The 10,409-nt window shown below is 74.6% G+C and carries 9 protein-coding genes and 2 pseudogenes; 6 read left to right on the forward strand and 5 right to left on the reverse strand.

The window, feature by feature from the left end; all coding sequences use genetic code 11:
* Positions 1 to 34 precede the first annotated feature (34 nt).
* Both AC0682_RS12665 and AC0682_RS12670 read right to left on the reverse strand, forming a co-directional pair.
* Positions 35 to 856 carry a VOC family protein gene (locus AC0682_RS12665; RefSeq protein ID WP_478532687.1) on the reverse strand — a complete coding sequence of 274 codons (822 nt, stop codon included), beginning with the start codon at positions 854 to 856 and terminating at the stop codon, positions 35 to 37.
* Positions 857 to 934: 78 nt separating this feature from the next.
* Positions 935 to 2,146: a baeRF2 domain-containing protein gene (locus tag AC0682_RS12670; protein ID WP_478532688.1), complete on the reverse strand. Its 1,212-nt coding sequence runs from the start codon at positions 2,144 to 2,146 to the stop codon at positions 935 to 937.
* Positions 2,147 to 2,417: 271 nt separating this feature from the next.
* Between AC0682_RS12670 and AC0682_RS12675 the strand changes: the two genes are divergently transcribed.
* Complete coding sequence (locus AC0682_RS12675) at positions 2,418 to 3,248, forward strand: RNA polymerase sigma factor SigF (RefSeq protein WP_478532689.1); 831 nt, start codon at positions 2,418 to 2,420, stop codon at positions 3,246 to 3,248.
* Positions 3,249 to 3,515: 267 nt separating this feature from the next.
* Here AC0682_RS12675 and AC0682_RS12680 read toward each other — a convergent pair whose 3' ends face one another.
* Together AC0682_RS12680 and AC0682_RS12685 are read right to left on the reverse strand one after the other, a co-directional pair.
* Positions 3,516 to 4,565, reverse strand: a complete 1,050-nt coding sequence (locus tag AC0682_RS12680; protein WP_478532690.1) for an NAD-dependent epimerase/dehydratase family protein — start codon at positions 4,563 to 4,565, stop codon at positions 3,516 to 3,518.
* Positions 4,566 to 4,594: 29 nt separating this feature from the next.
* Positions 4,595 to 4,933, reverse strand: a pseudogene (locus tag AC0682_RS12685) (glutathione-dependent formaldehyde dehydrogenase); the annotation flags it as partial.
* A gap of 241 nt (positions 4,934 to 5,174) precedes the next feature.
* Between AC0682_RS12685 and AC0682_RS12690 the strand changes: the two are divergent.
* From AC0682_RS12690 to AC0682_RS12710, 5 genes and pseudogenes are all read left to right on the forward strand, one after another.
* Positions 5,175 to 5,711, forward strand: coding sequence for a cysteine hydrolase family protein (locus tag AC0682_RS12690; RefSeq protein WP_478532691.1), 537 nt, complete (start codon positions 5,175 to 5,177; stop codon positions 5,709 to 5,711).
* A 340-nt stretch (positions 5,712 to 6,051) separates the two neighbouring features.
* Entirely contained in the window at positions 6,052 to 6,273 is a 222-nt protein-coding gene (locus AC0682_RS12695; protein ID WP_478532692.1) for a DUF6480 family protein, read from the forward strand.
* An 88-nt stretch (positions 6,274 to 6,361) separates the two neighbouring features.
* Positions 6,362 to 6,826, forward strand: a complete 465-nt coding sequence (locus AC0682_RS12700) for an SRPBCC family protein (RefSeq protein ID WP_478532693.1) — start codon at positions 6,362 to 6,364, stop codon at positions 6,824 to 6,826.
* A 99-nt stretch (positions 6,827 to 6,925) separates the two neighbouring features.
* A pseudogene (locus AC0682_RS12705) lies at positions 6,926 to 7,346 on the forward strand (hypothetical protein); the annotation flags it as partial.
* A 172-nt stretch (positions 7,347 to 7,518) separates the two neighbouring features.
* The gene (locus AC0682_RS12710; RefSeq protein WP_478532694.1) at positions 7,519 to 9,123 is read left to right on the forward strand and encodes an FAD-dependent oxidoreductase; all 1,605 of its coding nucleotides are present in this window, start codon (positions 7,519 to 7,521) and stop codon (positions 9,121 to 9,123) included.
* Positions 9,124 to 9,347: 224 nt separating this feature from the next.
* On the opposite strand, the gene AC0682_RS12715 is transcribed toward AC0682_RS12710, so the two are convergent.
* On the reverse strand, positions 9,348 to 10,217 hold the full coding sequence (locus tag AC0682_RS12715; protein WP_478532695.1) for a universal stress protein: 870 nt from the start codon (positions 10,215 to 10,217) through the stop codon (positions 9,348 to 9,350).
* Between the last annotated feature and the right edge of the window lie 192 nt (positions 10,218 to 10,409).

The following is a 10,409-nucleotide window of genomic DNA, read 5'->3' on the forward strand; positions in this document are numbered from 1 at the left end:
GGCGGGCAGCCTTAGCCAACCCGGCTCTCCTCACTTAGTTCCCCCACCCCCCCCCCCCCCCCCCCCCCCCCCCCCCCCCCCCCCCCCCTTCCGGATCGCGGACGACGTATTCGACCGCGTGCGTGCCGGCACCGGCCCCGACGGCTCGCGTGGGGAAGGCCGATCCGCCCGCCCGGACCGCTGCCTCAGCCGCCCGCGCTGGGCCGTCCACGGCGAAGTGGACGGCCCAGCGCGGGCGGACCGCCGGATCGGGGGCGCTCTCGACGGCTCCGCCGGAGAGCACGGCGACGGGTCGGCCGGCCACGCGGGCGACGATCCGGTCCTCCTCGTACGTGACGTCGATGCCGCGGGGGCCGGGGCGCGGCCAGGAGAAGACCTCGCCGTAGAAGAGAGCGGCGTCGAAGGCGTCCCGGGTGCGCAGCTCCAGCCACGGCGGTGCGGCGGCCGCACCGCTCGGCCACAGGGGTGCGGTCCCCTCCCAGACGCCGAAGACGGCACCGTCCCGGTCGGAGGCGATGGCCGCTCGGCCGTCGCCCACGGCGATCGGGCCGACGGCGACCGTCGCGCCCCGCTCCCGGATCCGGGCGACGGTGCCGTCCAGGTCGGTGGAGCGGAAGTACGGCGTCCACACCGTCGGCGCGGCCAGGGACGGGGAACGGGCGCCGATGCCCGCGACGGGCCGTCCGTCCGTCGACGCCACCGAGAACCCCTCGCCGAGGCGGCGTGAGTCGTCGAACTTCCAGCCGAGCACGGCCGCGTAGAAGGCCTGTGCGGCAGGCAGGTCGCGTACCAGCAGGTTGACCCAGCAGGGGGCGCCCCGCACCGGCGGGGCCTGCGTCGTGATCGGCATGGTCATCGTCTCCTCGGCTGCGGTACCGGTCCGGCGCGGGGCCGTCGAGGGCCGCCTCGCGCGGGCCCGGTCCGCCCGGCGCGGTCAGGTGCCGGATTCCACCAGCGGGTGGTCCCCGCCGGTGGGCCAGCGCAGGACGGCTCCGAGGCCGCCCACGGGTTCGGCCCCGTCCTGCCCGGACGCCGGGCGGTTGTCGGCGGCCAGGTCCTCGGCGGGGCTCCGGTCCCGGGCGGCGGACGCGCCGACGACGACCACGTCGGCACCGGTCAGTGCGGCGGACCGCAGCAGGGCGTCGTCGGCGCGCACGGGGAAGGGTTCCGGTTCGCCCAGGGCGCGGGCGTCGGTGCGGCGCAGGGCGAGCTGTCCGGGCTGCGGGCCCGCCCAGACCTCGCGGCGGGTGTCCGGGCCGTCGGGCCGGAGCAGCAGGGTGGCGATCCGGTGTTCTCGGGCGGCGTCGATCAGTGCGGCGACGCCCTCGGCGGCCTCGGTCGCGCCGTCGCTGCCCTTGGCGGCGGCGAACCGCTCCAGGGTCTCCTCGCCGCGCAGGCGGGCCTGCTCACGGCGCCGGGCCGCGATCCACTCGTCGAGCCGCGCACTGTCGGAGCCGGCGGCGCGTCCGCCGTGGTCGGTCTCGACGACGGTCGCGGGGAGCGCGCCGGGCAGCGCATCGTGCACCGTCCGCCGCTCCCGCTCATCGCCCACCAGGACGACAAGCCCCGCGCCCGTCCGGCCGACGGCCTCCTCGACGGCCGAGGCGACCGAGCGGGCGTTCTCCTCCCAGGTGTTCTCCACGCTCAGCTGGAAATGACGCTCGGACCAGTCGGAGGCGGTCGTACGGTGCACCGGCCAGTCGCGGCCCTCGACCGTGCCCTCGGGGCGGTTGCCGGATGCCGTACGGAGTTCGAAGTCGGCTCCGATCCGGTCGATCCGGACGACGAGCGTGTCCGGTTCGTCCGGCGTCAGCTCCAACAGTGGTGCCACGTGCGGGAGCGGGGCCCAGACGGCGGACGACTCGTCCGGCGGCGGAACTGCCAGGACCGGTTCGAGGACGACCTCGCCGTGGGCGGCGAAGACGGCCCGGCCGGGCGTCTGCCCGTACGCGTACGACTCGACGGCCCGGCGCACGGCACGGCAGGTCTCCTCGTCGGCTCCCTGCGCGGCCAGTTCCTCGCTGATCCGCCGTCCCTGGAGCTCGCGGCGGCTCAGGGTGGCTTCGTCGGCGAACGAGGTGTCGAGGTACGCCGAGGCCCAGGGGCCGGGGCGTTCGTACAGGCGCGTCAGGGGTGCGAGATCCATCGTTTCCTCCCGTTCGGTCGGGGTGGCTCGACCGAGGCGGGTACCCGTTCCGGCCGGTCCCATACGCCACGATCCGCCCCCATGGCCGAGCCGATGTCGCCGTTTTATTCTTGTTTCATGTGTTTGGCCCCTATCTGCACGGGTATGAGGCTGAAAGTGCTTCGGACAAGAGGCGCCCGTGGGAGTTCCGGGCGGCGTCTGTCCGACTCCTGAGCGCTCCCACGGTGGTCGAGCGCCGTCACACGGACGTCACCGCAGAGGAGTGAGCACCATGCAGGCTGCACCTGTCCCCCGGCCCTCCACAGACCCGGGTGCCCCGTCGTCCGACGAGGCATTCCGGAAGCTGAGCGCGCTTCCCCGGGGGGCGGAGCGGGACGCCCTGCGCGAGGAGGTCGTCTGCGCCTGGCTGCCGATGGCGTACCGTCTGGCCTCCCGCTTCCGCAATCGGGGGGAGCCGATGGACGACCTGCGCCAGGTGGCCGCGATGGGGCTGGTCAAGGCGGTGGACCGGTACGACCCCGCGCGGGGCAAGGCCTTCGAGACCTACGCCGTACCGACCGTGACGGGCGAACTGAAGCGGCATTTCCGCGACCACACCTGGGACGTGCATGTGCCGCGCCGGGTCCAGGACCTCCGCAACCAGGTCCGGACGGCGCGGCGCGACCTCGCCCAGCGACTGGGCGGACGCGCCCCCACCCGCGCCGAGATCGCGGCGGAGGCGAACCTCGCCGAGGAGGACGTCCTGCTCGGCCTGGAGGCACTGGAAAGCTACAGCGCCCTGTCCCTGGACGCCGAACCGGCGGGCGCGGACGGCGGTGCCACCCTGGCCGACCGGCTGGGCTCCTGGGACCACGCCCTGGACGTCGCCGTCGACCGCGAGGCCGCCAAACCCGGGCTGCGCAAGCTCCCCGAGCGCGAGCGGACCATCCTCTACCTGCGCTACTTCCGCGACATGACCCAGCTCGGGATCGCGGAGCACCTCGGCCTGTCGCAGATGCACGTCTCCCGGCTGATCAGCCAGTCCTGCGCGCGGGTCCGCGCCGGGGCCCTCAAGGAGAGCGGGACCCTCAAGAGGGCCGTGCCCCTCTCGGGATCCGCGTGAGGGGCACGGGAGGGAGAAGCGGCCCACCCGGCGGCTCCCGGGGCCGACCAGCTCGCCGCCGCGGCCCGGCTCGACCTCACCGAGCCGCCGGAGGCCGCCTTCCGCTGAACCGGATCCCGACGGCGCCCCGGAGCGGGTTCGTGATCGGGGACCTGGCCGCGGCTCCGACCGGTGTCGGTGCGGGGGCGGCGAGCAGGGGCTGAATCCGGGGCGAGGACACCGCCCCGGTTCCGTCCCTGCCCGGCCGCGCGGACGCCGCCCCGCCGCTCAGCCGGTCTTCCGGCCGGCCAGCGGTGCGGTGTCCTCGCCCCGGCCCTCCCGCACTCCGCGCAGAAAGGCCCCGAGCGCGTCCCCGGCCGTACGGGCCGGCTGCCACCCGAGTTCCTCGTGCGCCCGGGTGGAGTCCAGTACGGGCAGCCGCAGCACCGCGTCGAAGAGGTGCGGGGAGGCCGGCACGGCATGGGCGCGCCAGGCTGCCGCGAGGGCCGTACGGACCAGCGCCCTGGGGACGCGTACGGTACGGGCGTCGAGCAGCTCCGCCAGCCGGTGGGCGTCGAGCACCGGGTCCGCCGCCAGGTTGAAGGGCCCGCGTACGTCGCGGAGCACGGCCAGCCGGTACGCCTCGGCGGCGTCGTCGGTGTGCAGGACCTGGAAGCGCAGCCCCTCCAGGTCGGGCACGAAGGGCAGCAGATCCGGGCGGATGAGGGTGCCCGGGACGTGGCGGCCCGCGAAGATCCGGCGCTGCTCGGGCGCGGCCGTCTCCTTGAAGAGGAAGCCGGGCCTCATCCGTACCACCCGGATGTCCGGGTGCCGCAGCTCGAAGGTGTCCAGGACGCGCTCCAGGTAGGCCTTCTCCCGGCAGTAGGCGGCGTCCGGCCAGCCGTCGGTCGGCCACCGCTCGTCCACGCCGGGCTCGTCCTTGGGGCCCGGCGAGTAGGCACCGACGGACGAGGCGTGCACCAGGGCCGGGACCCCGCTCCGCTCCACCGCGCGGAAGACCCGCTGCGAGCCGAGGACGTTGCTCCGCCAGGTGGTGACCGGGTCGTGGGTGGGCTGGAAGCGCCACGCCAGGTGGACGACGGCGTCGGCGCCGTCCAGCAGGCCGGTGAGCCGCTCCTCGCTGTCGTCGCGCGAGAGGTCGACGGTGTCCCAGGCGACCTTCGCGATGTCCAGGTCCGGGCGCCTGCGCGCCAGGCCGAGTACGGAGCCGGTCCCCGGGTCCGCGGCCAGCGCGCGGACCACACTGGTGCCGACGTTGCCGGTGGCTCCGGTGACCACGACGCGCCTGCCGCCGGGCCGTTCGGTGCTGGTCTCCATCGGAGTGTCCTTCCGTCGGGCGGTGGTGGTCAGGGGACCAGCAGAGTCTTGATCATGCCGTCCGCCTTCTTCTGGAACGTCTCGTACGCCTTCGGCCCGTCCTCCAGCGGCAGGTGGTGGGTGGCGAAGGAGTCCACGCCCAGCGGGTCGCCGTCAACCAGCAGCGGCAGCAGGTCGTCGACCCAGCGCTCCACGTTGGCCTGGCCCATGCGGAGCTGGATCTGCTTGTCGAAGAGGGTCAGCAGCGGCATCGGGTCGGCGGAGCCGCCGTAGACGCCGCAGACGGAGATCGTGCCGCCCCTGCGGACCAGGTCGATGGCGGTGTGGAGGGCGGTGAGGCGGTCGATGCCCGCCGTCTCCATCAGGCGTGCGCGATCGGCTCGCGCGTTTCGCCGGGACGTTCTCGTCGTTCCGGCGTCGTTCCGGCGGCGTTCCGTTCCGGGGGCGTGGTCCGGCATGTCCCGGGGTTCACGGCCGCGATTCCCCAGATGCTGCGGATTCCGTACCCGGCTGCTCTCCCGGGCGCCGCGGCCACTGCCGGGTTCCCATGGGGCTCCGGGTGAAACACCCACCGTGTGGCGGCGCGGTCCGGGTGCCACGATGGCTCCCATGGGAAACAGCGCCCTCATCGTGATCGACATGATCAACGCCTACGACCACCCCGACGCCGAGCTGCTCGTCCGGTCGGTGCGCACTGCCCTGCCCCAGCTCACCCGGCTGATCGCCCGCGCCCGCGCCGAAGGCGTCCCGGTCATCTACGCCAACGACAATTTCGGTGAATGGCGGTCCCACCACGGCGAGATCGTCGAGACGACGCTCGCCGGGAAGTACGCGGAGCTGGTCGAGCCCATCCTGCCGGACGACGATTCCCTCTTCGTCGTCAAGGCACGGCATTCCATCTTCTACGAGACCCCGCTCAGCTACCTGCTCTCGCAGCTCGGGGCGGACCATGTCGTGCTCTGCGGCCAGGTGACGGAGCAGTGTGTGCTGTATTCGGCGCTCGACGCGCACATCCGGCAGCTGCGGGTCACCGTGCCGAAGGACGCGGTGGCCCATATCCACGAGGATCTGGCAGAGGCCGCGCTGCGCATGATGGAGCGGAACATGAGCGCGTCCGTCCGCACGGCGGAGAGGGTGGCCTTCTGACGGTACGGGCACGCCCCGTCGCGCGGTCGCGGCGGGGCCCGCCCGGTCTCGGCGGTCAGCTTCCGGCGGGGAACCGGTCCCGGACGCGGTGCCCGCACAGCAGCCGGGCGATCCGTTCCAGCACGGCGGCGGGATCCGCTGCCGAGCCGACCGTGCTCGTCGGCTTCGCCCAGGAAGCGCCGGATTTCCCCGGGGCGCACGTACCTGACGCGGCCTTTCGTCCGGTCCGTAAGCGGCCTCGCCCGACCGGCCCCCCACGGCCCCGGCCGCCCGGTCCGCGTCGTACGCATCCGTCCGGTTCCTCACGGTGCGGCGGCGCGCAAGGGGGTACTCGGCAGGCATGAACAGCAACAGTCCCGACCCCGACCCGCGTGACACCCCAGGGCTGGACCCGGGCGGTTCCGTCCCCACCGGGGAGACTCCACCGGCCGAGGGCAGCACCTCGGAGGCGGGGCCGCGCCACGCACCGCCCCGTGGCTGGGCCGCGGGTCCGGTGATCGCCATCGTGGCGGTGGCGGTGGTGGTGGCCGCGTTCTTCCTCGCCTACGCGCTGCTCCTGTGACGCGTGCGCGAGGGCGCCGTCGCACGGCGGACCCGCCCGGCTCGCGGCATCATGGGACGCATCGCGACCTCACGAACCGAGGAGGGTCATGGCTGTACGGCATCACCTCATCGACCGGCCGCCCGAAGCCGTCTGGGCGGTCCTGGAGGACGGAACACGGTACGGGGAGTGGGTGGTCGGCACCTCGGACTCCCACCCGGAGCGGGGCGACTGGCCGGAGACCGGGTCGTCGATCACATACCACGTGCATGTGGGGCCCAAGCGGTTCTCGGGACGCACCGTCGTCCGGCGCATCGACCGTCCGGGGACCCTGGAGCTGGAGGCCGAGGGCGGCCCCTGGGGCACGGCCCGGATCGCCTTCGACATCCGCCCGTGGGGCGAGCGGACCCTCGTGATCGTCGACGAACACCCGCTGCGCGGTCTGGGCGGCACGCTCCACAACCCGCTGCTGGACACGCTGCTCCAACTGCGCCACCGCACCATGCTGGCGCGCCTGGCCCGACTGGTCGAACGCGTCACGGCCCCCGCGGCGGACGGCGTGCGGACCGACTGAACCCCGCACCGCCGGGGCGCCCCGGGGAAGGACGACGCGATGGTCGACGCGGTAGTGATCGGCAGCGGTCCCAACGGTCTGGTGGCGGCCAACGTGCGGGACTTCGCCACGTTCAAGGTGGACTGGGCGCTGGACGGCTCCGTCCCCTGGAACAGCCCGGCGGCCGCCACGGCGGGCACCGTGCACCTGGCGGAGGGCGTCGACGGGCTCAGCCGGTGGGCCTCCCAGCTCGCCCGCGGCCTGGTCCCCGACCGCCCTTTCCTGCTCGTCGGCCAACGGGGGCACGGCCGCCCTCCACCAGCAGTTGGTATTCCGCCCGGTACCGGGCACAGGCCGCCCGGAGACACCGGTGAATGGGCTCTACCTGGCCTCCGCCTCGGCACACCCGGGCGGCGGGGTGCACGGGGCGCCGGGCGCCGACGCGGCCCGTGCGGCGCTGCGTTCGACTCGTCCGGCCGCCACGGCACTGACCGCCGCCCAACGGCTGATGACGCGCCGGGGGCGGAGCGGCGAGGGGTGAGGAAGGGGGGCCCGGGGGCGGAGGCACGCGGGGCTGAGGCACCCCGAGGGCCACGGGGACAAAGCCGGGACCCGAGGCCCACGGTGCCCCGGCCCGGCCCCGATGTGTGGGACGGGACGTGAGGGGAACCCGCAGGCCCGTCCGCCCAGCGACCGACCCGAAAGAGCCCACCATGACGAACCCGCACCCGCTGCCGGGGCAGGACCGGTCCTTCTGGCTGGAGGGCTCCGACGCACCGGAGCGCCCGCCGCTGACCGAGGACATCGAGGTGCACGTCGCCGTGGTCGGCGGAGGCATCGCCGGACTGAGCACGGCGTGGGAGCTGTCCCGGGCGGGTCTGAGGGTCGCGGTGCTGGAGGCCGGCCGCATCGGCGGCGGCGTCACCGGCCACACCACCGCCAAGGTCTCCGCACTGCACTCCCTGGTGTACGACCGGCTGCGCCGGACCCGGGACGCCGAGGCGGCGCGGCTGTACGCGATGTCGCAGCAGGACGCCGTGGAGCGGCTGGCCGGGATCGTCGAGGCGTTGGGGATCGACTGCGATCTGGAGCGGGTCAGCGCCTACTCCTACGCGGCCGATCCCGCTTCCCGCGCGGCCGTCGAGGCGGAGGCCGCTGCCACGGCCGATGCCGGGCTGCCCACGGAGTACGTCACGGAGACGGGACTGCCCTTCGCCGTCGAAGGCGCGGTCCGGCTGGACGGCCAGGCGCAGTTCCACCCGCACGCATACCTCCTGGCCTTGGCCGAGGACCTGGCGGCCCGCGGTGGCCTCGTCTTCGAGCACACCCGGGTCACCGAGCTGTCGGAAGGGACGCCGTGCCGGCTGACCACCGACCGGGCCCGGCTGGTGACCGCCCGTCACGTGGTGGTGGCGACGCACTACCCCGTCTTCGACCGGGCGCTGCTCTTCGCCCGGCTGGCGCCGAGGCGGGAGCTGGTGGTCGCCGCTCCCATCACCGCCGACCGGGCGCCGCAGGGGATGTACATCACGGAGGACGAGGGGAAGCGCTCGGTGCGCTCCGCCCCTCTGGACGACGGCAGGCGCCTGCTGATCGTCACCGGCGAGGGCTTCACGCCCGGTACGGGCGACGCGGGCGAGGGCTTTCGCAGGCTCGACGCATGGATGCGCGAACGCTTCCCGGTGGGCCCCACCGCCTACCGGTGGGCAGCCCAGGACAACGATCCCGGCGATACGGTGCCCTGCGTCGGCCCGCTGCACCTCGGGGCCCGTCACACCTACGTGGCCACGGGCTTCAACGGCTGGGGCATGACCGGGGGCGTCCTCTCGGGACGGCTCCTGGCCGCCCTCGTCACCGGGGACACCCCGCCGCCCTGGGCCGGTCTGTACGACCCGCGACGACTGGGCAGCACGCTGAGGGAGGCGCCCTCCCTGCTCCGGCGGCAGGCGGCGGTCGCCGAGCACTTCGTGGGCGACCGGCTCGGCGTCCCCAGGCTGGAATCGGTCGGCCAGGTGCCGCCGGGCAAGGGCGCGGTGGTGCGGGTGGACGGCCGCCGGTGCGCCGTGCACCGGGACCTGGACGGCACGGTCCGGGCCGTCTCCGCCCGGTGCACGCACCTGGGCTGTCTGGTCACCTTCAACGAGGCGGAGACGACCTGGGAGTGCCCGTGCCACGGCTCCCGCTTCGGGGTCGACGGAGCGGTGCTGCAGGGCCCCGCGGTCGAGCCGCTGGCGCGGGTCGAAGTCGTGGACACCGAGGCCGGGGACAAGGCCGGGAACGAGGACGAGGCCGGGGACGAGGACGAGGCGGGGAGCTGACCGCGCTCGGCGGATCACCGTCTCATCGGGGCCGACGAGACGTGCCCGGCGCGGCCTGTCCCTCCCCCCCTCCTCCCCTCCCGCGACATCCGCCCCGCTACTCCATGGGGTCCATGGGGCCGCCGCCGCGGGCGGGAGCCCGCCCCGTGGGGAGACGGGGCGGGCTCGTCGAGCGGAAGGCCGGAGCGGGGCGAACTCGGGACCGGCGCGGCGCCGTGCGGGCGTCAGGCGTGCGGCACGACCGCGACCGGACAGCGGGCGTGGTGCAGGACCGCGTGGGCGGCCGAGCCGATCCGGGTGCCGATCGGGGCCCGGCGGGCACGCCGCCCGACCACCATCAGCTGTGCCTCGGCGGACTCCTCCACCAGCACCTGCCCCGCGCTTCCCATCTCCACGTGCTCCGTGACCCGCACCTCGGGGTACTTCTCGCGCCACGGGGCCAGGGCCTCCCGGAGCGCTTCGCGCTCGAAGGGCTCCAGCCCGCCGGCGGCGTCGGCCAGGGCCAGGGAGGCGCTCCAGGTGTAGATGGGCGGCAGGCTCCAGGCACGGACCGCCCGCAGCGGGACTCCCCGTACGGCAGCGGCCTCGAAGGCGAAGTCGAGCACATCGGCGCTCTCCTCGGGGCTGCCCTGCTGGCCGACGACGACCTCGCCGTCCTCCCTGACCGGGTACTCGCCGTCGTAGGCGCGTACGGAGACGACGGGCCCCTTCGCCCCGGCGATCACCTGCTGGCCGTAGGAGCCGAGGAGGAAGCCGAGCAGGGCCCCGTGGCCCCGGGTGCCCAGGCAGAGCAGCTCGGCCCGCTCGGCCTCGGCCAGCAGCGCCACGACGGCCGTCTCGGGCAGCACCCGGCAGGAGACGGGCAGTTCGGGGTAGCGGGTCGCGACCTGGTTCTCGGCCTCCCGGAGCACGGCACGGGCGGCCTGTGCCTCCGTCTCCCGGTTCTGGACGAGCGGGATGTCCAGCGGCTGCCAGAGCCAGGCGTGCACGATGCGCAGCGGCAGCCCCCGCAGGGCCGCCTCGCGCGCCGCCCAGTCGGCCGCCGCCAGACTCTCCGGCGAACCGTCCACCCCTACGACTACGGCCTTCTTCACGGGTATGCCTCCGTACGTCCATGGGCCCGGCTCTCCGTCCGGCCCCTGGAACCAGCATCCCGGCCCGGCCCGCCCGGGGGCAGGGCCGACCGGCCCTGCCCCCGGGACCGTTGGGCTCCGGTTTCTTCTCCCCCACGGGGGCGGGGGGTGCTGGGCGGTCGGGGGTGGGCGGGTGGCGTTTGGGGGCCCGGC

It is taken from the genome of Streptomyces sp. NPDC043746 (assembly GCF_056436485.1).

Coding starts and splice junctions, on each gene's coding strand:
- AC0682_RS12665 (WP_478532687.1), bottom strand. CDS start 856: ATGACCATGCCGATCACGACGCAGGCCCCGCCGGTGCGGGGCGCCCCC.
- AC0682_RS12670 (WP_478532688.1), bottom strand. CDS start 2,146: ATGGATCTCGCACCCCTGACGCGCCTGTACGAACGCCCCGGCCCCTGG.
- AC0682_RS12675 (WP_478532689.1), top strand. CDS start 2,418: ATGCAGGCTGCACCTGTCCCCCGGCCCTCCACAGACCCGGGTGCCCCG.
- AC0682_RS12680 (WP_478532690.1), bottom strand. CDS start 4,565: ATGGAGACCAGCACCGAACGGCCCGGCGGCAGGCGCGTCGTGGTCACC.
- AC0682_RS12690 (WP_478532691.1), top strand. CDS start 5,175: ATGGGAAACAGCGCCCTCATCGTGATCGACATGATCAACGCCTACGAC.
- AC0682_RS12695 (WP_478532692.1), top strand. CDS start 6,052: ATGAACAGCAACAGTCCCGACCCCGACCCGCGTGACACCCCAGGGCTG.
- AC0682_RS12700 (WP_478532693.1), top strand. CDS start 6,362: ATGGCTGTACGGCATCACCTCATCGACCGGCCGCCCGAAGCCGTCTGG.
- AC0682_RS12710 (WP_478532694.1), top strand. CDS start 7,519: ATGACGAACCCGCACCCGCTGCCGGGGCAGGACCGGTCCTTCTGGCTG.